The sequence below is a fragment of the Pseudomonas sp. SK genome (assembly GCF_012975065.1).
Taxonomy (GTDB): Bacteria; Pseudomonadota; Gammaproteobacteria; order Pseudomonadales; family Pseudomonadaceae; genus Aquipseudomonas; species Aquipseudomonas anuradhapurensis.
Genome location: NZ_CP051857.1, coordinates 217,453 through 239,854, shown reverse-complemented (window position 1 = coordinate 239,854; position 22,402 = coordinate 217,453). Strand labels below are relative to the sequence as shown.

Sequence of the window (22,402 nt, the reverse complement as noted above, 5' to 3'; positions counted from 1 at the left end):
ACCCCGATCGCGACCCAAGGCCGCCAAGGCGCCGCACCCGGTGTAGGAGCGGCCTTGCGTCGCGATGGGCCGCAAAGCGGCCCCCGAAGCTCAGCCGGAAACCTCAGCCCCAGCCACAGGCGGTTCTTCTTCCGGCTTTACCTCCGGGCTCTGCACCTTGCGCAGCCGGCTCAGCTCCGGCAGGCCAATCTTCAGCAAGCGTGCCGTCTTGCTGCTGGCCACCCGCTCCAGCCCCAGCTCCAGCCCGGCCGGCAGCCGCGACAACTGCCCAGCCAGGTTCATGGCCAGAATTTCTCGGGAATACACCCCGCCACCCAGCTGGTAGATGGCCGCAATCAGCTCGCGCAATGCCAACGGCAACCGCCAGCGGGTGCGTAGCGCCGAGCCGAACGCAGCACCGAACTCGTCGAGCGACCGCTGCACCTGGCCCTCATCCAGCTCGCCGCCGGCCAGCCGCCACTCCTGCAGGCAACGCAGCACTGCCAGGTCGCCCAGGCAATGCAGCAAACCGGCGCAGTAGCAACGCCCTTCGTCCAGTTCGAGCATGCGTGCCAGGGTACGGCCATATTCGGCAGCATGCAGCGAAAGGCCCCAGTAACGAGCTGCATGTTTGGTCAGCAACGGGTCGCTGAGGCGTGCACTGCGTTTCAGCGTCATGCCCAGGACCAGGTTCATGCTCTGCGTGCTGCCAAGCTTGTTCAAGGCCTGCAGCAACGTCTGCACCGGTGCTTCCCGGTGCAGCGCAGCGCTGTTGGCCGCAGCGATCAGCACGGCGGTGATCTGCGGGTCGCCATGCAGCTCTTCTTCGAGCACCTTCAGGTTCAGGCCCTGCGGGTTGAGCGCGCGCTTGAGCGCCGCCTGCACATCGGCCATCAGCGGCCCGCCATCGGCGCTGGCGCGGCGTTGCTCAAGGTAGGTCGGCAGGCTGGCACCCGCCTGCAAGGCTGGCGATGGGCAAGCGATCTCTTCGTCAACGGAGAGCAGCAGCTCTTCCAGGCGTTTGCGCAAGTTGTCCAGGTTCAGCGGTTTGCTCAGGTAGGCGGTGGGATGCAGGGGCAGTACCTCATGCACACTGGCACTGTCACTGCGGTTGCTCATGAGGATGAACGGCAACCCCGGCCCTCTGGCGCGGACCTTGCGCAACAGGTCGAGGCCATCGACACCGGCCAGTTCACGCGCGGCGATGATCAGGTCGGGCTGGCTGGACAGCGCGCTCAGCGCCTGCTCGCCATCGGCGCACACCTGCAGGCGGGCATCGCAGCGCACGCTGAGCAACATTTCGCTGAGCATGTCACGTACCCAAGGGTCACCTTCGACGATCAGTACACTGGGTGGGGAGGGGTGCGCAGCGTTCATCGCCAAAACTCCTGAAAATCCCTGACACACAATCCGTCGCAGCTTGCCAAGCGAGTCCTGCCACAACGATAGCGCCAGCAGCGGCATATGGGCATAAAAAAACCCGCCGAAGCGGGTTTTTTCTGCAGCAGGTCACATCAGGCGATTTCAGCGAAGCACTCTTCGATGATCGCCAGGCCCTTGTCGAGCAGTGCGTCTTCGGCGGTCAGCGGAACCAGAATCCGCAGGACGTTGCCGTAGGTACCGCAGGACAGCAGGATCAGGCCCTTCTCGCGCGCCTTGGCCACAACCTGGCCAACAGCAGCAGCGTTCGGCGTGTGAGTGCCTTTCTCGAAGACTTCGACAGCGATCATCGAGCCCAGACCACGCACGTCGCCGATGATCGGGTACTTCTTCTGGATTTCGCGCAGGCCAGCGGTCAGGCGCTCACCGACAGCCTTGCTGCGGTCCAGCAGTTTCTCTTCTTCGAACACTTCGATGACCGCCAGGGCCGCAGCACAAGCGATCGGCGAACCGGCATAGGTACCACCCAGGCCGCCCGGGGCGATGGCGTCCATGTACTCGGCCTTGCCGCACACACCGGCCAGCGGGAAGCCGCCAGCGATGGATTTGGCGAAGGTGGTCAGGTCAGGCGCAACACCCATCTGCTCCATGGCGAAGAAGGTGCCAGTACGGCCAGCACCGGTCTGTACTTCGTCGGCGATCAGCAGGATGCCGTGCTGGTCGCACAGGGCGCGCAGGCGCTGCATCAGCTCTTTCGGCGCCGGCAGGAAGCCGCCTTCGCCTTGAACCGGCTCGAGGATGATCGCGGCGATGTCGCGCGGCTCGGCGTCGTTCTTGAAGATGCGCTCGACCGAGGCGATGGCGTCGTCAACGCTGATACCGTGCAGTTCGCTCGGGAACAGGGCGCGGAAGATGCCGCCTGGCATCAGGCCCATGCCGGCGGAGTACGGCACGACCTTGCCGGTCAGGCCCAGGGTCATCATGGTACGGCCGTGGTAGCCGCCGGTGAAGGCGATGACGCCAGCACGGCCGGTAGCGGCACGGGCGATCTTGACGGCGTTTTCAACGGCTTCGGAGCCAGTGGTGACCAGCAGGGTCTTCTTGGCGAAATCGCCCGGGACCAGCTTGTTGATCTTCTCGCACAGCTCTACGTAAGGTTCGTAGGCCAGGACCTGGAAGCAGGTGTGGCTGACCTTGGTCAGCTGCTCTTGCACGGCCGCAACCACTTTCGGGTGCAGGTGGCCGGTGTTCAGTACTGCGATGCCGCCGGCGAAGTCGATCAGTTCGCGGCCTTCAACGTCGATTACGGTAGCGTTCTTCGCGGTATCGACGAAGATCGGGTGGATCTGGCCAACACCACGTGGGACCGCGGCGACACGACGTTGCATCAAGGATTCGTTGGTCTTGCTCATAATGCCCTCATTTGCGCCGTTCTGAATGGCGCTTTTATTCGGGGGTGGCTGGATGTGCTCGCGAACAGTATTCGTTGATCGACTGCCGTGAACACCCGGGCCACCAGGTACTGCGATGTCAAAAAGGCCAGCGAGACGTCGCTCTCGCGCCCCGCTGGCAGAGGTAAAACCGTTACCTTGCGATCAGATGCTGATGCACAGGTATTTGATTTCGAGGTAGTCCTCGATACCGTATTTGGAACCTTCGCGGCCCAGGCCGGAGGCCTTGATGCCACCGAACGGTGCCACTTCGTTGGAGATCAGGCCGGTGTTGATACCCACCATGCCGTATTCCAGCGCTTCGGCAACACGGAACACACGGCTCATGTCGCGCGCATAGAAGTACGAGGCCAGGCCGAACTCGGTGTCGTTGGACATGGCGATGACTTCGGCCTCGTCCTTGAAGCGGAACAGCGGCGCCAGCGGGCCGAAGGTTTCTTCCTTGGCGACGGCGGCAGTCTTCGGTACGTCGACGAGGATGGTCGGCTCGAAGAAGTTGCCTTCGATGATCTTGCCACCGGCCAGCACCTTGGCGCCTTTGCCAACGGCGTCTTCGATGTGTTCCTGAACCTTGGCCACAGCCTTGCCGTCGATCAGCGGGCCGGTGGTGGTGCCTTCTTCAAGGCCGTTACCGATCTTCAGCTTGGCAACAGCGGCGGCCAGCTTCTGGGCGAACGCGTCGTAGACGCCGTCCTGCACGTAGATACGGTTGGCGCAAACGCAGGTCTGGCCGTTGTTGCGGTACTTGGAGATGATCGCGCCCTCGACCGCCTTGTCCAGGTCGGCGTCGTCGAACACGATGAACGGGGCGTTGCCACCCAGCTCCAGGGAAACCTTCTTGATGTCCTTGGCGCATTCTTCCATCAGCTGGCGACCGATTTCGGTCGAACCGGTGAAGGACAGCTTGCGTACCAGGGAGTTGCTGGTCAGCTCGCCGCCAACTTCGCCGGCGCTGCCGGTAACCACGCTCAGCACGCCAGCCGGGATGCCGGCACGGTGGGCCAGTTCGACCAGGGCCAGGGCGGAGTACGGGGTCTGCGAGGCAGGCTTGAGCACCATGGTGCAGCCAGCGGCCAGGGCCGGGCCGGCTTTACGGGTGATCATGGCGGCCGGGAAGTTCCACGGGGTGATGGCCGCGGTAACACCGATTGGCTGCTTGATGACGATCAGGCGCTTGTCTGGCTGGTGGCCAGGGATGGTGTCGCCGTAGACGCGCTTGGCTTCTTCGGCGAACCACTCGATGAACGAGGCAGCGTAGGCGATCTCGCCCTTGGCTTCGGCCAGCGGCTTGCCTTGTTCGGTGGTCATCAGGCGGGCCAGGTCGTCCTGGTTCTCGATCATCAGTTCGAACCAGCGACGCAGCTTGGCCGAGCGCTCTTTGGCGGTCAGGGCACGCCAGGCCGGCAGCGCCTTGTCGGCGGCTTCGATGGCGCGGCGGGTTTCCGCAGTGCCCATCTTCGGCACGGTACCGATGACTTCACCGGTGGCCGGGTTGGTCACCTTGATGGTCTGGCCGTTGTCCGCATCCAGCCACTCACCGTTGATGTAGGCTTGCTGGCGGAACAACTGAGCGTCTTTGAGCTGCATGTCGGCTTCCCGAATTGTTGATTGTTGAAAAGCGCCCAAGGCAGGGCATCGAGCGTTTGAAATCTCAAACGAATGCTAAGCGGCTGCTGGGGTGTAGGACAATAGGCTGTTCGAAAAAAAGAACGAATGGTTGAACAGCCCGTCCGAAATGGTCGTCAGAGGTTAGACCATCGAGCGGAAGGAAATGTGAAAGCCGAGGGGCTTGTCGTGACATTTTCGGCGCCAGTGGGGTCGAGCGCCGCCCGCGCGGCGCATCGCGGATAAATCCGCTCCTACATTTGTTGCAACGTGGCCATGCCTGACAGGCCATGGTTGTCAGCCGGTTTGCAAGGCTCAAGCCATGCGCCCAGGCTGGCAACCATGGCGTAACAGGTTCGGCACGTTGCAACAAATGTGGGAGCGGATTTATCCGCGATGCGCCGCGCGGGCGGCGCTCGATCTACGCATCCATACAAAACCTACGTCATACCCACGATGCTCAGAACGCCTTGGCCAGGTCGATCACCAAGGCCCGGTAACCCACGCTGCCCGGCTGCCGGCTGTGCACTTTCAGCTCCACCAGCACCTCCTGTGTGCCGCGCCGTACCTCGTTCAACACGGTAGTGGTGAGCTTTTCCGGCGTGAGGAAATTCACCGAAGCCGAGTAGATGAACTGGGTGTCGGTGTCCGGCCGGTAAGCCACCACCGAGGTCACCGGGCTGTACCACTCGTCACCGCGTTCCTTGCCGTACTCCCATACCTGCTCGACGGTGCCCTTGGCCTCGTCGATGCGGTACTCCACCGCCCGGCTGTAGTTGCCGGTCAGCCGGGTCGGCGCAAAATCCCGGCCCCAGCCATTGTCGAACACGGTCAGCGTGCCTTTGCCGGTCAGCCAGGCGGTGTGCTGGGTCCACGACCAGTCGAAGCCTTCGGCCGCGACCGGGGTGAGTACTTTTTCGCGCAGGCGCTCAGGCCACCCCTGGGGCGAGGCGAGGATCCACTTCACCTGCTTGTCGCGGCCAATTTTCACCACGCCCTGATGACGCGCTGAAACGATGATGCTGTCGTCATCGGCGTCGTAGTCGATGGCATTGACATGCGCCCAGTTACGCCCGGTCCCCACCCCCGGGGTGTCGCCAAATGGCAAATCGCCTTCGGCCAGTTCGTTGGCCAGCCGCTCGTCCTGCTTGTGCACGCCTTGCGGCAGCTGGATCGCGGCCTTGCCCAGGGTTTCCAGCAGGTCGCCACGGTACGGGTCGAGAATCTGGTTAAGGTCCCAGAAGTCCAGCACATCACCGGCCTCGTTGACTTCGATGATGTGGTCGCGGATCGAACGCACGCGCTTGCCATCAGGCCGGCGGTAGTCGCTGGTACCCACCCGCAGCAGGTAGGTGCCGTTGGCAGTCTCGCGGATTTCGTGCGAGAAATCGGCGAACTTGTCGGGCAGGCTGCGCTGCCAGATGCGCCGGCCCAGCAGGTCGTACTTGGAATAGGTCTGGCCCTGGCCCCAGATCAGCTTGCCGTCGCGGGTCTGCTGGAAGCCCATGGTGCCGCCCAGGCCATCGCGGCGGTTGGAGTCGTGGATCTGCTCGATGTCCAGGTACCAGCGCACGTCACCGTTACTGTCGGCGATCCAGTTGTTGCCCACCTGGTCCCATTCCGCCGCGCCGCCCAAGGCATTCCACTTGAAGGCGCGTCCACCCGGGATGTCTCCGAGCAGGTGGTTGAACAGGTACAGGCGCTTTTCGAACCCTGGCGCCACCTTGATCGGCTGCACTTCCGGCAGTGCGGCGGTCTGTTTCGCCACTACCGGCAGGCGCACTGCCGGGGCGTAGATCTGGTACTGCTCGCGAATACGCTCGCCATCGAGCTTGTAGGTCACTTCCACCTGGTTGACGTGATCCGGGTACAGGCCGAATACCGGGATGCCGCCATAGGTCCATAACGATCGGTCGGACACCTCGTAGGCGATGTCCACCCCCCGTTCACCGCGCCCCAGCACGCGCACATGGGCAGCACTCAGGCTGCGCCCACCGTCACGAATGATCGCGGTCAGCGGCGCCAGGCGGTACGGGTTGACCACCACGTCGCCGAGCAGCGCCTGGTCAGGTTCGGGGACCTTGGCAGTCAGGCAGGCGCCTTCAGGCAATGCAGGGGTTTCGGTCTTGGCATTCATGGCAAAGCTCCTTGTGCTCAGAAGTCGTAACGGGCGGTGGCGCCGAACGTGCGCGGGGTACCGAGCACGCCGGCGTAGCCACCGTTGGCGGAGTTCCACAGGCTGGTGAAATAGGTCTTGTCGCCGGCGTTTTTCACCCACAGCGACAGGTCGACCACGCCATCGCCCTGGTCCAGGCGCACACCAGCGGAAAGGTTGACCAGCGCATAGCTGGGGATCTGGCCGAAATCGGAATCATCGATGGTGCCGACCGCCTTCGAGCGGAAGGCGTAGCTGGCGGTGACGTAAGGCTCGACATGGTCGCTGGCCCGCCACTTGTACTGGGTGTTGAGGTTGGCGATGTACTTGGAGGCGCCCACCACCTGGTGGCCCGACAGGTCGCAGGTGGCGGTGGCATTGGCCAGGCTGACCTCGGGTGGGCATGGCGCATCTTCATACTCGGTGTAACGCACGTCGTTCCAAGAGCCGTTGAAGTTGACCGTGAGGCCGCGGATCGGCAACGCCGTGGCTTCGAATTCCAGGCCTCGCGAGCGCACGCTGCCGGCGTTGGCCAGGTACTGCACGCGGTTGATCTGGTCGTAGACGTTGGCCTGGTAGCCATGCACTTCGGCCCAGAACAGGTTGGCATTGAGCTGCAGGCGATCATCGAACAGGGTGCTTTTCAAGCCGACTTCGGCGTTGTTGACCCGCTCGGTGCCAACCAGCAGCGAGTCGGTGCCCAGCCGTGGCGCAGCGCCAACGGTCAGGTTGATGCCGCCGGATTTCTCACCATGGGTCAGGGTGGCGTAGCCCAGCAATTGCTCGTTGAAGCGGTAGCTCAGACCAAGCAGGCCAGAGGGGCTGAAGCTGTACTGGTTGAGGTCGCCCGAGTCATAGGCCCCGACCCTGCCCTGGCGCGCGGCGGCAGCGGCACCGGTCACGGCTGCGCCGCCGGTCGGTGCGTCACGGGTCACCCAGGCGCTCTTTTCTTCATAGGTACCGCGCACGCCAGCCGTGAAGTCCAGGCGCTCGGTGATGTGCCAGGTGCCTTGGGCGAACAAGGCGTAGCTGTCGGTATCGATGTGGCCGTTGCCGATGGTGTCGACGTTGGCCAGGGCGCCGGCCGGGGTGAGGTTCCAGATATCCGCCTGCGGGCCGTAATAGGTGAAGGACTTGTTGTCCAGATCCTGCTTGAAGTAGTAGGCGCCCAGTACATAGTCGAAGGCACCACCGGTGGGCGAAGCCAGGCGGATTTCCTGGGAATACTGTTTGTCCCGCACCGACACCCCGGCACTGTAGAACACCGGCACATTGAGACCGTCGTCGTTGCGCGGCGTGAAGTCCCACCAACGGTAGGCAGTGATCGAGGTCAGGGTGAAGTCGTTGGGCAGCGTCCAGTTGGCCTCGACCGAGGTACCACCCTGGAACACCGTTACCTGCTGATCGGCATCGAAATTGACCTTGCGATGCTTGCCCGACACCAGTGTCGCGCCGGCCTGCGCGGCCAGGCTTTCGTAGCGGTTGACGCCGTTGATGGTCGGCCCGGTGCTGTACAGGCTGAGGATGCCGTTGTCGGAGTCTTCTTCGTTGTATTCGCCGATCCAGCGCAGGTTGAATGTGTCGCTGGGCTGGAACAGCAACTGGGTGCGAAAACCCTGGCGCTTGCCGCCGTTGAGGTCTTCACCGTCGTGGATGTTCTTCACATAGCCGTCGTCTTCAGTCCGGTAGGCGCTGATGCGCCCAGCCAGGGTGTCACTGATCGGCCCCGAGAAGCTGCCCTGGGTCTGCAGGTAGCCGTCTTCGCCAATCGATTGCTGGATGCTGCCCTCGCGATGGAAGGTGGGCTTGCGTGTGCTGATGTTGAGCACGCCTGCCGTGGTGTTCTTGCCGAACAGCGTGCCTTGCGGGCCACGCAGCACCTCCAGCTGCTCGACATCGAGCAGGTCGAACACGGCCATGCCCGGGCGGCCGAGGTAGACATTGTCGAGGTAGATGCCGACGCTACCCTCCAGGCCGTCACTGGCCGGGTTGTTGCCCAGGCCGCGGATCGAGATGCTCGACTGGCGCGCATGGACATAGGCGACGTTGGTACTGGGCACCAACTGTTGCAGATCTTGCACGCGGTAGATGCGCTGGGTTTCCAGGGTTTCGCTGTCGAGCACACTGATCGGCGCGGGTACGCTTTGCGCGGTTTCTTCGCGACGGCGGGCATTGACCGTGACAGTGCCGAGCTTGGCTTCCTGTTCCAGCGCCGGGGTAGCACTGACCGGCTCTTCGGCGAAGCTGCCGGAGGACGCCGCCAGCAGCACGCCGGCAGCCAGGGGTTGCAAGGTGAAACGCGAGGCGCGCACCGGCCAGCGGGAAAATCCGGACATGCAAATGCTCCTTGAGGCTGAGGCCCTGGCGAGCATTTCCGTTGGCGGAACCGAATCGCAGTCAGTTGGGCTTATATTCTTTTAGGAAATATAAATATTTTGAATTCATATTTTGTGGAATAAGTGGTTCCCTTTATAAGGGTGCTAACCCTTGTCAGCAATTGCATTCGACCGAAAGTTTCAATGTAAAAAATGCATATCGATCTCCGTCAGTTGCGTCACTACATTGCCCTCGTCGAGCACCGCAGCTTCGTCGCTGCGGCGGCTGCGGTTAACCTGTCGCAATCGGCATTCAGCCGCAGTATCCAGACCCTGGAACACAACATCGGCTGCCGCCTGGTCGACCGGGCCAGCAAGGAACTGGCGCCGACCCGCCAGGGCCTGCTGGTACTGGAGCATTCACGGCGGCTGGTGCATGGCGCGCATAACCTGGTCAACGAGATTCACCAGTTCAACGGCGCCACCACCGGCGTGGTGCGTTTCGGCTCCGGACCGGCGCCAGCCGGGGGTTTGGTGCCGCGTGCGGTGGCGCGCTTCGTCGCCGAGTACCCGGCGGCGCGTACCTGCTTCCAGGTGGATAACTGGCAGGCGCTGAACCGCAAGCTGGTAGCCGAGGAGATCGAATTCTTCGTTGCCGACACCCGCCAGTTCGAGTCCGACCCGGACTACCAGGTCCACAAGTTGACGCCACAGCGCTGGCACTTCTGCTGCCGCGCCGGGCACCCGCTGACCGAACGCGATAGCGTGCGGGCGCGGGACCTGTTCGACTACCCGCTGGCCACCACCTTCCGCCCGCCGAATATCCGCAAGATTCTCAGCGACCTCAGCGGGCGGCAGGATTTCCTGCCGTCGGTGGAGTGCGAGCATGGTTATGCGCTGCTGAATGTGGTGTTGCATTCGGACACCATCGGCATTGCCTGCAATGCCAATCTGCGGCCGTACCAGCGTGATGGAGGGTTGGTGGCGTTGCAGCTGGCCGGCCTCAAGCCGGAGCAGGAGGAGGCCTTCTATACCCGCTATGGCGTGGTAAGCCGGGTGGGCTATGGCTTGTCACCCTTGGCGCAGGGGTTGGTCAGGCAGTTGATTGCCTGTGATACCGAGATGTAGATGGCGGGCGCCTTGGCCCGGTTTCGCGAAAAGTACGGCGTACGCAGATTCAATGTGGGAGCGGCCTTGCGTCGCGAAAGGGGCCGCAAAGCGGCCCCGGCAATATCAGCCTTTACGCGTAGTCCGACTCAATTGGCCATCGACACCCACCGGCACCTCGCCGGCGAGAGTGACCCGGCGCACCACCCTCGGCTGGGTCCCGTAATCATCCACTGCGTAATGCTGCGTTGCCCGGTTATCCCAGATCGCCACGTCCCCCGCCTGCCAGCGCCAGCGGACGGTGTTCTCCAGGCGCGTTACATGCCCCTGCAGCAAGGCGAACAGGTGCTGCGAATCGGCCAGCGAATAACCTTTGATGCGCTTCACGAAATGCCCCAGCTGCAACACCCGCTCGCCACTGATCGGGTGCACACGCACCACCGGGTGCTCGGTCTCGTACACGGTAGAGGTGAACACCTTGCGATAACGTTCCAGCTTGGCCGGGTCCACGTCGGGCTTCACCGAGGCATAGTCGTATTCGTTGCTATGCACCGCCCACAGTTGGTCAGCGAGTTCGCGCAGCGGCTCCGGCAGTTCCTGGTAGGCAGCGGCGGTGTTGGCCCACACCGTGTCACCGCCCGAGGCCGGCGCCACCACGCTGCGCAGGATCGAGGCCTTGGGGTAGGCGTCGACGAAGGTCACGTCGGTGTGCCAGGAATTGGCCCGCTGGCCTTCGGCACCATCGAGCTGCAGCAGGTAGCTGGTACCGTCGACCACTGGTACGGTGGGGTGGGCGACCGGCTCACCAAGCAGCTTGGCGAAGGCTTCCTGGCTCTGGTCATCCAGCTGGGTCTGGCCACGGAAGAAGATCACCTTGTGCTTCACCAGGGCGGCCTGGATGGCCTCGACAGTGGCGGCATCGAGGTCGGCAGACAGTTGCACACCACGGATTTCGGCGCCGATGCGGCCGGCAACCGGGTGGATGTCGAGTTCGAGCGTTTGTGGCGCGGTGGCCAGGGCAGCATTGCTCATGGTCTTGGTCCTTGCGGTCATGGTCGGGGGTGAGATTCAGCGGGCGGCCTGCACGGCCTGCTGCTGGTTCAGGGCAGCATCGAGAAAGCGTGGCTCGATCCATTCGGCTACCTGGAAACCACGGCGGATCAGGCGCTCCTTGGCGGCCAGGTCAACGCCTTGCTGCAACTGGCCAACGAAGCCGGCGTCCAGCCGTGGGTCGAAGTAGTGGGCGAGATCTTCCTGGGCAAGGTCATCGCGCAGGATGCTGCGCGGCCAGTTGCCATTGGCGGCCACCAGGTCGACATAGGCCTCGCGGTTGTGCTCGTCACGCAGCCAGCTGCTGGCCTGCTGCTGGGCGTTGACCAGGCGTTGGACCAGCTCCGGGTATTTGCGGATGAAATCGCCCGTGCCCAACAGCACCGCCTGGGTACTGCCGGCACCTTGCAGGTCCCGGGAGCTGATCGGCAGCTCGACCAACCCACGTTCACGTAACGACAGCAGGCTGGAAAGGCCCCAGGTGGCGTCGACCTGCCTGGCGGCCAATGCCGCATTGGCGGCGTTGAAGTCCAGGTTGATCACTTTCAGGTCGCGCTCGGTCAATCCCTGGCTGGCCAGGGCGCTGGCGAACGACAACTGGTTGGCGGTGCCACGGAACACCGCCACGCGTTTGCCCTTGAGGTCGTGCAGGGTCTTGATCCCGGAACCGGGCACCACGCCCAGGTAGCTCTTCACGCCCCGCACGCCCGCCGCCAGCACATGGGTATCAAGGCCATTGGCCTTGCCGACGATCGCGGCCAGGTCGCCCAGGTAGGCGAAATCGGCCTGGCCGTTGGCCAAGGCTTCGTTGATCACAGGGCCGGCCCCTTTGAAGAAGTGCCAGTCGATGCGGATGCCGTCCTTGGCAAACTCCTTCTCCAGCAGTTGCTGGTCACGCAGCACATCGACCACGCCGCCAGCGCTGGGCTTGCTACCCGCGCTCAGGTCGGGCACGGCGATGCGAATGCTTTCGGGCTTGGCGGGCTCGGCCGCGTGGGTACCGAGGGTGAAGGCCAGCCCAAGGGCGGTGACCAGGTGGCGTAACGGGGTTTTCATGGCAAGGCTCCTTGGCAGGCTGCCACCGGCGATGGCCGGCGCTTTGGCCAGAAGCTAGGCAGGTCTGGTTAGAACCTACAAAGATCAAAACTTCATTTTTAAGTAACTGATTTGCATAAAGCAGGCGTTGTGCGGCCCCGGCGGTAGCTTGCGAAAAGCGCATGGAAAATATGAGGAAAACGCAAGGGATGGAGGCTTCCGGAGGCCTGCGCCGCATGTTCTTATCCCTTGAAAGTCGCTTTCTGGATTTTTTAATTCCATAAACGAATAAACTAACAACGCTGCGAGAGATGGCCGATGAATGGAGTTCTGAGCAAAGGCCGCGGTGGGCTTCAGGGGCCGCTGCGTGGCCCTGTCGCGATACTAGGTCGTTCCAGCAAAGGCCTCGCCTACCTGGTGCCTACGGTGATTGCCCTGCTGTGGGTGCTAGCTACCCGTCAACACTGGATGAGCGAGCAGATCCTGCCGGCGCCGACGCTGGTATGGCAGAGCGCGCTGGAGTTTGGCTCCGGCGAACTGTGGGGCCACCTGTGGATAAGCCTGCAACGGTTGTTCTGGGGGTTGGCTGTCGGTGTTGGCGGCGGATTGCTGCTGGGTGTGTGGCTGGGCGCTTCACGGCAGGCGCAGACACTGGTGCTGCCAACCTTCGTCGCGCTGGCACAGATCCCTACCCTGGCCTGGATTCCGTTGTTCATGCTGTTCTTTGGCATCGGCGAGTTGCTCAAGCTGGTGGTGCTGGTGAAGGCCGTGGTGGTCCCGGTCACCTTGCACACCCTGGTCGGTGTGCGCGATGCCCAGCCCAAATTGCGCGAGGCCGCTGCTGCCCTGCGTCTGCCCCGCCACTTACTGTTCCGGCGCTTGTTGTTGCCGGCCGCCCTGCCCGCTTTTCTCACCGGTGTGCGCCTGGCCCTGGCCACTGGCTGGACTTCGCTGCTGGCGGTCGAGCTGCTGGCTTCCAGCGAGGGCATTGGCTACCTCATGGTATGGGGGCGACAGCTGTTCATGCTCGACCTGGTGCTGTTGTGCATCCTGGTGATCGGCCTGGTTGGCGCCGTGCTGGAACGCGGTTTCTCGGCCGTGGAAAAACGCCTGCTGTACTGGCCGCAAACGGCCACCGGCGAACAACAGCGCGGGCCACTGCCGCGTGGCTGGCAAAGCCTGCTGCTGCCGCTGGCGCTGTTGGTGCTGTGGCAAGCCAGCAACAGCCTTGGCTGGATCGATTCGAACATCCTGGCTTCACCGCTTGAGGTATTGCACACCCTGCTGGCCGGCCTGGCCGATGGTTCGCTGCCGCAAGCCTTGCTGCTGAGCCTGCAGCGCACCGTGACCGGCCTGCTGCTGGGTGGCAGCGCAGGCCTGCTGGCCGGTTTGCTGCTGGGGCTGTCCCGCCCTGCCGAGCACATCTTCGGGCCCAGCCTGTCGGCGTTGCGCCAGGTGGCGCTGTTCGCCTGGGTCCCCCTGCTGACCGCTTGGTTCGGCCTGGGCGAAGCGGCCAAGCACGTGTTTGTCGGCCTGGCCGCATTCTTCCCGCTGCTGATCGCCACCCAACGTGGTATCGCCGGCCTGTCACCACAACTGGGCGAAGCTGCCCGCACACTGCGCCTGAACCTGTGGCAACGCCTGCGCCTGCTGGTGCTGCCGGGTGCCGCACCGGCGATCTTTGCCGGCCTGCGCCTGTCGCTGATCTATGCCTGGCTCGGCACCATCGGCGCCGAGTACTTCATGCCCTCGGACGGCGGCATCGCCAGCCTGATGATCGGCGCCCAGCAACTGTTCCGCATGGACCAGGTCATGGCCGCGATGGTCCTGATCGGCCTGGTCGGTGCCCTGCTTGGCACTCTCGGTCAACGCCTCGAATCGCGCGCCACGCGCTGGAGAACCGCATGAACGCCTTCAATGCATCACACCTGCACGCGGCCAACCAGGCCGACACCACGCCACCACTGGTCAGCTTCGAAGGCGTCGGCAAAACCTTCAGCGTCGATGGCCAGCCGTTCGAGGCCATCCGCAATTTCAACCTGGCCATCAACGAAGGCGAGTTCATCGCCATCGTTGGCGCCTCGGGCTGCGGCAAGTCGACCCTGCTGCGCCTGCTGGTCGGGCTGGACACCGACTACAGCGGCAGCATCCGCGTCGATGGCCAGGCGGTCAGCGGCATCGGCGGCGAGCGTGGCATCGTGTTCCAGGAGCATCGCCTTTTCCCTTGGCTGACGGTAGAGCAAAACATCGGCCTGGGCCTGGTCAACGAAAACCTGACCCAGGGCGAGCGGGCCCGGCGTGTGCACGAGTTCGTGCAACTGGTGGGCCTGGTCGGTTTCGAATCGGCCTACCCGCACCAGCTGTCCGGCGGCATGGCCCAGCGCGTGGCGATTGCCCGTGGCCTGGTGGCCAGCCCACGCATCCTGTTGCTCGACGAGCCGTTCGGCGCACTCGATGCACTGACCCGCCAGCAGCTGCAGGACGAACTGCTGGCTATCCGCGAACGCGCCGGCATCACCACCTTGCTGGTGACCCACGACGCCGAAGAAGCCACCTACCTGGCCGACCGGGTCGTGGTGCTGGAGCCGCGCCCCGGTCGCATCAAGTCGGTGGTGGAAGTCGACCTGCCGCATCCGCGCCTGCGCTCTGGTGTGGCATTGCATGGGCTGCGCGAAAAGGTGCTGCAGCAGATCACCGGTGACGGCGGCCAGCTGCCGCCGCCAACACGCCGGGTAGAAGGGTTGCGGCCAGAACTGATCGCCCTCTAGGTCCACTCCGATGCCGGAAAAGACGCTCGACTGCGGACTTGGTACTGCGTGCATTCGATAACAACCTGATCGAGCAATACAGCAGCCACATGGCCAAGGGGGTACAGCTATGCCAGCCCCAGCCTGCGCAAGTAACCCCAGGGGTAGATACCCCGTTGGTGCCCATCGCTGAAAAACAGTTGCACGCCGTAACCCTGCGGCTCGATGTGCTCTACCCGTACATCGTCCTGCACCACGCCAATTGCACCGCGCAAATAGGCGGCACGGCATTGCGAGCACGGGCAGGCACCGCGCAAGCGCGCATGGCTGATGACCTGCTCGCCATCCTGCCAGCGCACGGCCAGTTGCCCTACCTCGCGTTGATTGCGTATTGCAATCGGGCTGTCCATCAAGCAGCCCCGCGTAACTGCGCCAAGGCGATGCGGACAGCCTTGCGTACTTCTGGATCGTTGTCCGCTTCGGCCGCCTGCAACGCCGGCAAGGCACGGGCTTGCCCCAGTTCACCGAGCGCCAGCGCAGCTTCCTTGCGCAAGTTGGCAATGCCATGGCCGAGCAAGTCGGCCAAGGCATCCAGCGCCTCGCCATGACGCAAGCGGCCCAACGAGCGGGCAGCGCGCAGGCGTACTTGCCAGAAGCCATCATCCAGCGCCGCCACCAGTGCCGGCCCCGCCTGGGCATGGCCCAGCTTGCCCAGCGTCGTCGCGGCTTCTTCGCGCACTTGCCAGGCGGCATCGCGCAAGGCGCCAACCAGCGTCGGCAACACCGCAGGATCACGCGCAAGCCCCAAGGCGCCAATCGCTGCGCGACGTACCTCGGTGTCGGGTTCATCCTCGGCCAGCTTCGCCAAGGCGGGCAGCGCCGGCGCATGCTTGAGCCAACCCAGAATACCCACGGCTTCGCGACGCACTGCCGCGTCCTGGTCGTTCAGCGCTCGCAGCGCAGGGCCGGCAGCGTTGTCCAGGCGCAACTCACGCAGGGCGCGCAAGGCACTGGCGCGGACGAAGCCATCGGCGTGGGTCGTCCACGGCAGAATCAACAAGCCGGCTTCCGGGCTCTTCAGCTCGCTGAGGCTCTGCGCGGCAGCCAGGCGTACGGCTTCGGCACCATCCGTCAGCGCGGCGCACAAGGCCTGGACCACTTCCGGCTCCTCCCAGGCTTCCAGCAGGCGCGCGGCCTCGGCGCGCACGTCGTCAGCGCCATCGACCAACAAGGCATCGGTGAGCCACGGCAAGGCCTCGGGGTCCTCCAGGTCGGCCAGTTCGATCAAGGCAATGCGCCGCACGCCGGCATCCTTGGCTTCGAGGCGTAGCAGCAGAGCGAGAAGTTCGGGGTTGTCGGTGCTTCGTACAGTCATAGCGCGATCCTGAGCGGCGGATGGTCGGTGGCGGGCAGGCCAAGCGGCGTCAGGCGGGGCAGCTCGCGGCCCTCTTCATGGCGCAGCAAGGCCAGGCAATGGCGTTTGAGGTGGGTGAATTCAGGGCTGGTCAGCAGGCTGGCGCGGCGCGGGCGGGCAAAGTCCAGGCGCAGGTCTTCGATGAAGCGACCGGGGCGCGGGCTCATCACCAGAATACGGTCGGCCAGGAACAGGGCTTCGTCGATATCGTGGGTGACGAACACCACGGTGGTGCGGATGCGCGCCCAGATATCCAGCAGCAGCTCCTGCATGCGTGAGCGGGTTTGCGCATCCAGGGCACCGAAAGGCTCATCCATCAGCAGCAGGCGCGGGCGGTTGATCAGCACCCGGGCGATCTCGGCACGCTGCTGCATGCCGCCGGACAACTGGCTGGGCCAGCGCTCGACGAAATCGGCCAGGCCCACCAGCTGCAGCATCTCCCGGGCCTGCTGGCGGCGCTCGGTCCTGCCCAGGCCTTGCATCTTCAGGCCGAAGCCGACGTTGTCGAGCACGCTGCGCCACGGCAGCAAGGTGTGGTGCTGGAACACCATGCCGCGCTGCGGCGAAGGCCCGGCGATGGCCTGGCCATCCACGTTCAGTTGGCCGCTGCTTGGCACCAGGTGCCCGGCCAGGGCGCCGAGCAAGGTCGACTTGCCACAGCCGGACGGCCCGAGGATACAGACGAACTCCCCTGGCTCCACGGCAAAGTCCAGGCGCTGCACCGCCTCGAAGGCTTCACGGCCCTGCCCCAGTCGAATCGACAGGCCATGCCCATCGATGCGCCCGGGCGTCTGTTGGTAACGGTTCATCAGGCGCCCCTCGGTGTGCGGTACCAAGGCGTAGCCAGTGCACCCAGGCGCTTGACCAGGGCGCTGCTGCCCATGCCCAGCACGCCAATCAACAGCATGCCGACGATGATGTCCGGGTAGTTCTGCAAGGTGTACGACTCCCACGTGTAGTAACCGATGCCGAACTGCCCGGCGATCATCTCGGCAGTGACCAGGCAGAACCACGAGGTGCCCATGCCGATGGCAAGGCCCGTGACGATGCTCGGCAACGCGCCAGGCAGTACCACTTCGCGCAGGATCGCCCAGCGCCCGGCACCGAGGCTGCGCGCCGACGCCACCAGGCGTGGGTCGACGGCTTCCGCGCCATGCACGGTGTTGAGCAGGATCGGGAACAGCGCACCGGTGAAGGTGATGAACACCATCGACAGCTCCGACGATGGGAACATCAGGATCGCCAGCGGGATCCAGGCCACAGCCGGTATCGGCCGCAGAACTTCAAGTGGCGGCAGCAAGGTGTCCTCGGCCCACTTCGAGCGGCCGATCAGCAGGCCGATGGCCATCCCCAGCAATGCCGCAGCGGCATACCCGGCAAACACCCGCGACAGGCTGCTGCCAAGGTGCGCCAGCAGCGCGCTGGAGGTCAGCAACTGCCAGGCCGCCTCCAGCACCGCTTGCGGCGTGGGGACGTAGCTGAAGGTCAGCAGGCCGAGGTCCAGCTTGACGCTGGCGGCCACCTGCCAGAACAACAGGCAGGCCAGCAGCGAAGCCAGGCGCACGGGCCAGCGCTTGAGGTCGCGGGTCATCTCGGTGCCTCCCGGTCAGCGCTGGGCGACCAGCTTCTGGTTGACACTGACGAAGTCCAGCGCTTCGCCACCATGCGCCTTGGCGTACTGTTCGGCCTGATCCTTGAGCAGGAAGGCGGCCAGCTCGCCATGGGCATTGCGCACGAACCAGGCCTGGTTGGCCAGCAGCTTGATGCCGCTGTCGGCAGCCTGGGCGTAGATCGCCCGGATGTCCTTGCCTTCCTGTTCCAGCTGGGCCAGCGCGCCAAGGGCAGCTTCCGGCGAGGCATAGTGGCGCACCTTGTCTTCACCGCGCACCCAGATCTGCGCCAGGCGGCTGAAGTCGGTGATCGGCTTGCCCGTGAGCGCATCGTTGGCCTTGAGCGGCAGCGGGTCGTAGTGCTTCAGCGCCTCGTCGTAATCCAGGCCGGCCTGCTTGAAGGCCGCGCGAATGTACTGGTCGTCGATGAACTGGTCGGTGTCGAGGCCGCGGTCGGTCTTCTTCAGCAGCTTGAGCGTGTCGATGGAGGTCGTTACCGCCTGGCGGTATTCAGGCTTCCAGGTCAGGTCGCGGGTCTGCAAACCGAGCGGGCCGTGGAACAAGTAATTGACCTCGGCCTCGATGCCGGTGACCTTCTCGATCAGTTCGCTGTACTTTTCCGGTTCTGCAGCGATCAGGCGGTCGGCTTCCAGGCTGGCGCGCAGGTAGGCGGTGACCACTTCCGGGTATTTCTTCGCATAGTCGGCGTCCACCAGCGCGCCATGGAATGTCGGCGCGTTGGCCTGGGCACCGTCGTAGACCTTGCGGGCAAAGCCGCGGTTGGGGAACAGCTCGGCGAACGGCACGAAATCGGCATGGGCTTCGATGCGGTTGCTGCGCAGGGCGGAACCAGCGATCTCCGGTGCCTGGGCGATGATTCGCACGTCCTTCTGCGGGTCCCAGCCCTGGGCCGCGACGGCGCGCAGCAGCATACCGTGGGCGGTGGAGGCGAACGGCACGGAGATGGTCTTGCCCTTGAGTTCAGCCAGCGACTGCACCTTCGACGCTGCCGGTACGACAATACCGTTGCCGCTGCCATGCACACTGCCCGACAGCACGCTGATGAACAGGCTGTGCTTGCCGGCATCCAGGTGCGCGACGCCGTTGAACGAGCCGGGGAAATCGGCCATGGCACCGAAGTCGAGCTTGCCGGCGACCATCTCGTTGGTCAGCGGCGCGCCGCTGGTGAAGTTCTTCCACTCGATCTGGTACCGGGCATCCTTGTACTTGCCATCGTGCGGCAGGTACTTGTCGAGCAGGCCCAGTTCGCGAATCAGCAAGCCGCCAGTAGCGCAGTTGATGGTGGTGTCCTGGGTGCCGATGGCGATGCGGATGGTTTCGGCGCTGGCATTCAGGCCGGTGAGCGCCAGCGCGAAGCCGGCCACGGTTGCTACAAGGCGCATGGGTGTTTCCCCTCGAATCGTTTTGAGTTGTGTAATCGTCTCCGCCACCGGGCTTGGGTGGTGGGAAACGAGGGGGCATTACAGGAGGCGCGTCCGGTGGTTCGCCGGATGGCGGGAATGAATCAGCGCAGCAGGTACGGGATGTCGACCTTGACCGCGCCAGTGGGGCAGTCTTTCTCGCAGGGCATGCAGTACCAGCACTCGTCGAAGGCCATGTAAGCCTTTTGCGTGGCCGGGTTGATCGCCAGCAGGTCCATTGGGCAGACCTCGACACAGACGGTGCAGCCTTTTTCGGCGATGCATTTGTCTTCGTCGATGGTCACCGGGGCGCTGCTGCGAAAGAAGATTTCCTGGGGCTGATAGGCCATTTCACGGGGTCCTTTGGGCCTTCATGGGCACCTTTTCATCTGGAGGCTTGCAGGTTCACCCGTGGGGACGGGGCCGACGCCTCGATAAACCCGCTCCCGCAAGGTGAGGTGTCGCTTAGGCGGCATCGGTTCTGACCCTCAAGCGGTCATAGGCAGTCTGCTCTTCGGTATCCAATGCGATCAGGTACGGCTCGACTGCTTTCTTGAAACTGGTCATTTCACCGTTTTCGCCTTTTTTCAGGTGGCAATGGCAGAACCACTCGGCATCGTTGCGCTCGGGAAAGTCCACCCGGTGGTGGTACAGGCCCCAGCGGCTTTCCTCGCGGAACAACGAAGCGCGCGCCGCCATCTCGGCACAGTCGCGGATTACCGAGACTTCCATGGCGCGCATCAGCTCATGCGGGTTGCTGGCCTTCATCTGCTCAAGGTCACGCTCGATTTCGGCAAAGCGCGCCAGGCCGATTTCCATTTTCCTGGTCACCTTTGGCGGCTGCAGGTAATCGTTGACCATGCGTCGCAGCTTGTACTCCACCTGCATCGGCGGCAGACCATGCTCACGCTGCAGCGGGGCGAACACCCGCGCGCGTTCGCGCTCGACCTGCCCGGCATCGACCTCGGCCAGCTCCCGCCCGGCCACGTATCGCGCGGCATTCACACCGGCAAACCAGCCATAGGTGAAAGCACCGAGCATGTAGTTATGCGGCACTGCGGCCATGTCACCGGCGGCATACAGGCCCTTGACGCTGGTCTCGGCTTTTTCGTTGACCCACACTCCCGACGCCGAATGCCCGGAACAGAAGCCGATCTCGGAGATGTGCATTTCAACCATGTGCTGGCGGTAGTCAGTGCCACGCCCGGCATGGAACTGCCCACGGCTGGGGCGCTCGTTGCTGTGCAGGATCTCTTCGATGGTCTGGATGGTCTCCTCGGCCAGGTGGTCGAGCTTGAGGAACACCGGGCCGTTGCCACCTTCGAGTTCCTGGTGGAACTCCCACATCATCTGCCCGCTCCAGTAATCGCACTCGATGAAGCGCTCGCCCTTGCTGTTGGCGGTATAGCCCCCCAGCGGGCCGGTGACGTAAGCACAGGCCGGGCCGTTGTAGTCCTTGATCAATGGGTTGATCTGGAAGCACTCGAGGTTGGCCAGCTCGGCGCCAGCATGGTAGGCCATGGCGTAGCCGTCACCCGCGTTGGTCGGGTTCTCGTAGGTCCCCATCAGGTAGCCGGACGACGGCAACCCCAGGCGCCCGGCGGCGCCGCAGGCGAGAATCACCGCCTTGGCCCGCAGCACGCGGAACTCGCCGCTGCGGCAGTCAAAGCCGAGGACACCCGCCGCCGCCCCTTCCCCATCGAGCAACACACGGGTGCAGACCATGCGGTTGCTGATCTCCACCCGGGCGCGCTTGAGCTGGCGGTACAGCACCTTCTTGATATCGTGCCCCTCGGGCATCGGCAGCACGTAGGCGCCCATGTGGTGAACCTTTTTCACCGCGTAGTCACCGGTTTCGTCCTTCTCGAACTTCACGCCCCAGCGGTCGAGCTGCTCGATGGTCTGGAAACTGTGGGTCGCGTAGGCATGGACCGTGGCCTGGTTGACGATGCCGTCATTGGCCACGGTAATTTCCTTGGTGTATTGCTCGGGAGTGGCGTGGCCAGGAATGATGGCGTTGTTCAGGCCATCCATACCCATGCTGATGGCACCGCTGCGCTTGACGTTGGCTTTGTCCAGCAGCAGCACGCGCAAGTGCTTGTCGTGCTCCTTGGCCTTGATCGCCGCCATCGGCCCGGCAGTGCCACCGCCGATGACGATGATGTCGTAGTCCTGGGTCTGGATACTCATGCCTTGCTCCCCTTCTGACGGTCGATACGCAGGCGGTACTGGAAGGCATCACCACGGTAATACAGGTGTTCGAAGTCCAGGGGTGTGCCATCGGCGGCGTGGGTCAGACGCTCGATACGCATGATTGGCGAACCCTCTTCCACCTCCAGCGCCTGGGTCAGGTCGCTGTCGGCCAGCACCGCATCGATCGCCAGGTCGGCGTGGCCGAGCGCGATGCCGCAGTCGTTTTCCAACAGCAGGAAGATGTCACGGGTGACCAGATCGGCCTTTTCCAGCCTTTCGCCAATGGCCTTGGGCAACCAGGTCAGTTCCAGGGACACCGGCTCGCGGTTGATCAGCCGCACGCGGTGGATCTCGGTGACCAGGCTGCCCTCCTCGACCTGCAGGCGCGCCGCCACCAGGGCACTGGCGGGCACATGACGGAAGCTGCGCAGGCGGTTGATCACTTCGTAACCCATCTGCGTCAACGACTCGCCCAGACCCTGCAGTGTGCTGACGTTCTGGAACGCCTTGGGCTTGGCGACGAAGGTACCTTTACCGTGGATCTTGAAGATCAGCCCTTCTTTCTGCAGGTCGCCGAGCGCCTGGCGCACGGTAATCCGGCTGACATTGAATGCCTTGCCCAGCTCGCTTTCGGAAGGCATGCGGCTGTGCGACGGATAGGTGCCGTCAAGGATGCGCTCGCGCAGCAGTTCCTTTAGCTGGGTATAGAGCGGTACCGGGGATAGGGGAAGCAGTTCGGCCATGGGTCTCTTCGCTGGTCAGTGACTTGTTATAACAAGTTGTGACCAGAGCCTAGAGGGTATAAGACTCAGCAGGCAAATACTGATATCGCATATGGTTAGAAAGATTTGCAGTGGCTTGTGCCGGCCCTGTTTGGCACCTTCAGCTCAAGAAAGGAAAAACAGCTACAGATCAAGGCGATGGACGCCATCGGCACAGA

The 22,402-nt window shown here is 63.8% G+C and carries 18 protein-coding genes; 3 read left to right on the top strand and 15 right to left on the bottom strand.

The features are described from left to right. Positions 1 to 90: 90 nt before the first annotated feature. From HG549_RS01055 to HG549_RS01035, 5 genes are all read right to left on the bottom strand, one after another. Positions 91 to 1,356, bottom strand: coding sequence for an HDOD domain-containing protein (locus HG549_RS01055; RefSeq protein WP_170027789.1), 1,266 nt, complete (start codon positions 1,354 to 1,356; stop codon positions 91 to 93). 137 nt (positions 1,357 to 1,493) lie between these two features. Then, positions 1,494 to 2,771 carry a 4-aminobutyrate--2-oxoglutarate transaminase gene (gene gabT / locus HG549_RS01050; protein WP_170027788.1) on the bottom strand — a complete coding sequence of 426 codons (1,278 nt, stop codon included), beginning with the start codon at positions 2,769 to 2,771 and terminating at the stop codon, positions 1,494 to 1,496. A gap of 183 nt (positions 2,772 to 2,954) precedes the next feature. Further along, positions 2,955 to 4,397: an NADP-dependent succinate-semialdehyde dehydrogenase gene (gabD, locus tag HG549_RS01045; RefSeq protein WP_170027787.1), complete on the bottom strand. Its 1,443-nt coding sequence runs from the start codon at positions 4,395 to 4,397 to the stop codon at positions 2,955 to 2,957. A 478-nt stretch (positions 4,398 to 4,875) separates the two neighbouring features. Further along, positions 4,876 to 6,552 carry an aryl-sulfate sulfotransferase gene (locus HG549_RS01040; protein WP_170027786.1) on the bottom strand — a complete coding sequence of 559 codons (1,677 nt, stop codon included), beginning with the start codon at positions 6,550 to 6,552 and terminating at the stop codon, positions 4,876 to 4,878. 17 nt (positions 6,553 to 6,569) lie between these two features. Continuing rightward, positions 6,570 to 8,906, bottom strand: a complete 2,337-nt coding sequence (locus HG549_RS01035; RefSeq protein ID WP_170027785.1) for a TonB-dependent receptor — start codon at positions 8,904 to 8,906, stop codon at positions 6,570 to 6,572. Positions 8,907 to 9,098: 192 nt separating this feature from the next. Between HG549_RS01035 and HG549_RS01030 the strand changes: the two genes are divergently transcribed. Further along, positions 9,099 to 10,013 (top strand): LysR family transcriptional regulator, encoded by a 915-nt coding sequence (locus HG549_RS01030; protein ID WP_170027784.1) that lies wholly within the window; start codon positions 9,099 to 9,101, stop codon positions 10,011 to 10,013. A 105-nt stretch (positions 10,014 to 10,118) separates the two neighbouring features. On the opposite strand, the gene HG549_RS01025 is transcribed toward HG549_RS01030, so the two are convergent. Together HG549_RS01025 and HG549_RS01020 are read right to left on the bottom strand one after the other, a co-directional pair. Next, positions 10,119 to 11,024: a TauD/TfdA family dioxygenase gene (locus HG549_RS01025; protein WP_170027783.1), complete on the bottom strand. Its 906-nt coding sequence runs from the start codon at positions 11,022 to 11,024 to the stop codon at positions 10,119 to 10,121. 36 nt (positions 11,025 to 11,060) lie between these two features. Further along, positions 11,061 to 12,098: an ABC transporter substrate-binding protein gene (locus HG549_RS01020; RefSeq protein ID WP_170027782.1), complete on the bottom strand. Its 1,038-nt coding sequence runs from the start codon at positions 12,096 to 12,098 to the stop codon at positions 11,061 to 11,063. 297 nt (positions 12,099 to 12,395) lie between these two features. Here HG549_RS01020 and HG549_RS01015 point away from each other — a divergent pair, with 297 nt between their 5' ends. After that, on the top strand, positions 12,396 to 13,985 hold the full coding sequence (locus HG549_RS01015) for an ABC transporter permease (RefSeq protein ID WP_256666041.1): 1,590 nt from the start codon (positions 12,396 to 12,398) through the stop codon (positions 13,983 to 13,985). Then, positions 13,982 to 14,845, top strand: coding sequence for an ABC transporter ATP-binding protein (locus HG549_RS01010; protein ID WP_170027781.1), 864 nt, complete (start codon positions 13,982 to 13,984; stop codon positions 14,843 to 14,845). The genes HG549_RS01015 and HG549_RS01010 overlap by 4 nt, the downstream gene beginning before the upstream one ends. 107 nt (positions 14,846 to 14,952) lie before the next feature. Here HG549_RS01010 and HG549_RS01005 read toward each other — a convergent pair whose 3' ends face one another. From HG549_RS01005 to HG549_RS00970, 8 genes are all read right to left on the bottom strand, one after another. Then, the gene (locus tag HG549_RS01005; RefSeq protein WP_170027780.1) at positions 14,953 to 15,234 is read right to left on the bottom strand and encodes a gamma-butyrobetaine hydroxylase-like domain-containing protein; all 282 of its coding nucleotides are present in this window, start codon (positions 15,232 to 15,234) and stop codon (positions 14,953 to 14,955) included. Beyond that, positions 15,234 to 16,199: a HEAT repeat domain-containing protein gene (locus tag HG549_RS01000; RefSeq protein ID WP_170027779.1), complete on the bottom strand. Its 966-nt coding sequence runs from the start codon at positions 16,197 to 16,199 to the stop codon at positions 15,234 to 15,236. Before HG549_RS01000 ends, HG549_RS01005 begins: the two co-directional genes overlap by 1 nt. Continuing rightward, positions 16,196 to 17,047, bottom strand: coding sequence for an ABC transporter ATP-binding protein (locus tag HG549_RS00995; RefSeq protein ID WP_170027778.1), 852 nt, complete (start codon positions 17,045 to 17,047; stop codon positions 16,196 to 16,198). The genes HG549_RS01000 and HG549_RS00995 overlap by 4 nt, the downstream gene beginning before the upstream one ends. Then, complete coding sequence (locus HG549_RS00990; RefSeq protein WP_170027777.1) at positions 17,047 to 17,829, bottom strand: ABC transporter permease; 783 nt, start codon at positions 17,827 to 17,829, stop codon at positions 17,047 to 17,049. The genes HG549_RS00995 and HG549_RS00990 overlap by 1 nt, the downstream gene beginning before the upstream one ends. Before the next feature lie 15 nt (positions 17,830 to 17,844). Next, positions 17,845 to 19,251: an ABC transporter substrate-binding protein gene (locus HG549_RS00985; protein ID WP_170027776.1), complete on the bottom strand. Its 1,407-nt coding sequence runs from the start codon at positions 19,249 to 19,251 to the stop codon at positions 17,845 to 17,847. Positions 19,252 to 19,373: 122 nt separating this feature from the next. Further along, positions 19,374 to 19,619, bottom strand: coding sequence for a ferredoxin family protein (locus tag HG549_RS00980; protein WP_008096634.1), 246 nt, complete (start codon positions 19,617 to 19,619; stop codon positions 19,374 to 19,376). 115 nt (positions 19,620 to 19,734) lie between these two features. Then, positions 19,735 to 21,459 carry a fumarate reductase/succinate dehydrogenase flavoprotein subunit gene (locus HG549_RS00975; RefSeq protein WP_170027775.1) on the bottom strand — a complete coding sequence of 575 codons (1,725 nt, stop codon included), beginning with the start codon at positions 21,457 to 21,459 and terminating at the stop codon, positions 19,735 to 19,737. After that, on the bottom strand, positions 21,456 to 22,205 hold the full coding sequence (locus tag HG549_RS00970) for a GntR family transcriptional regulator (RefSeq protein ID WP_170027774.1): 750 nt from the start codon (positions 22,203 to 22,205) through the stop codon (positions 21,456 to 21,458). The genes HG549_RS00975 and HG549_RS00970 overlap by 4 nt, the downstream gene beginning before the upstream one ends. Positions 22,206 to 22,402 lie beyond the last annotated feature (197 nt).

Bases quoted from the DNA above. Each gene is read 5' to 3' on its own strand.
- HG549_RS01055 (WP_170027789.1), bottom strand. From the start codon at position 1,356: ATGAACGCTGCGCACCCCTCCCCACCCAGTGTACTGATCGTCGAAGGT.
- gabT (WP_170027788.1), bottom strand. From the start codon at position 2,771: ATGAGCAAGACCAACGAATCCTTGATGCAACGTCGTGTCGCCGCGGTC.
- gabD (WP_170027787.1), bottom strand. From the start codon at position 4,397: ATGCAGCTCAAAGACGCTCAGTTGTTCCGCCAGCAAGCCTACATCAAC.
- HG549_RS01040 (WP_170027786.1), bottom strand. From the start codon at position 6,552: ATGAATGCCAAGACCGAAACCCCTGCATTGCCTGAAGGCGCCTGCCTG.
- HG549_RS01035 (WP_170027785.1), bottom strand. From the start codon at position 8,906: ATGTCCGGATTTTCCCGCTGGCCGGTGCGCGCCTCGCGTTTCACCTTG.
- HG549_RS01030 (WP_170027784.1), top strand. From the start codon at position 9,099: ATGCATATCGATCTCCGTCAGTTGCGTCACTACATTGCCCTCGTCGAG.
- HG549_RS01025 (WP_170027783.1), bottom strand. From the start codon at position 11,024: ATGAGCAATGCTGCCCTGGCCACCGCGCCACAAACGCTCGAACTCGAC.
- HG549_RS01020 (WP_170027782.1), bottom strand. From the start codon at position 12,098: ATGAAAACCCCGTTACGCCACCTGGTCACCGCCCTTGGGCTGGCCTTC.
- HG549_RS01015 (WP_256666041.1), top strand. From the start codon at position 12,396: ATGAATGGAGTTCTGAGCAAAGGCCGCGGTGGGCTTCAGGGGCCGCTG.
- HG549_RS01010 (WP_170027781.1), top strand. From the start codon at position 13,982: ATGAACGCCTTCAATGCATCACACCTGCACGCGGCCAACCAGGCCGAC.
- HG549_RS01005 (WP_170027780.1), bottom strand. From the start codon at position 15,234: ATGGACAGCCCGATTGCAATACGCAATCAACGCGAGGTAGGGCAACTG.
- HG549_RS01000 (WP_170027779.1), bottom strand. From the start codon at position 16,199: ATGACTGTACGAAGCACCGACAACCCCGAACTTCTCGCTCTGCTGCTA.
- HG549_RS00995 (WP_170027778.1), bottom strand. From the start codon at position 17,047: ATGAACCGTTACCAACAGACGCCCGGGCGCATCGATGGGCATGGCCTG.
- HG549_RS00990 (WP_170027777.1), bottom strand. From the start codon at position 17,829: ATGACCCGCGACCTCAAGCGCTGGCCCGTGCGCCTGGCTTCGCTGCTG.
- HG549_RS00985 (WP_170027776.1), bottom strand. From the start codon at position 19,251: ATGCGCCTTGTAGCAACCGTGGCCGGCTTCGCGCTGGCGCTCACCGGC.
- HG549_RS00980 (WP_008096634.1), bottom strand. From the start codon at position 19,619: ATGGCCTATCAGCCCCAGGAAATCTTCTTTCGCAGCAGCGCCCCGGTG.
- HG549_RS00975 (WP_170027775.1), bottom strand. From the start codon at position 21,459: ATGAGTATCCAGACCCAGGACTACGACATCATCGTCATCGGCGGTGGC.
- HG549_RS00970 (WP_170027774.1), bottom strand. From the start codon at position 22,205: ATGGCCGAACTGCTTCCCCTATCCCCGGTACCGCTCTATACCCAGCTA.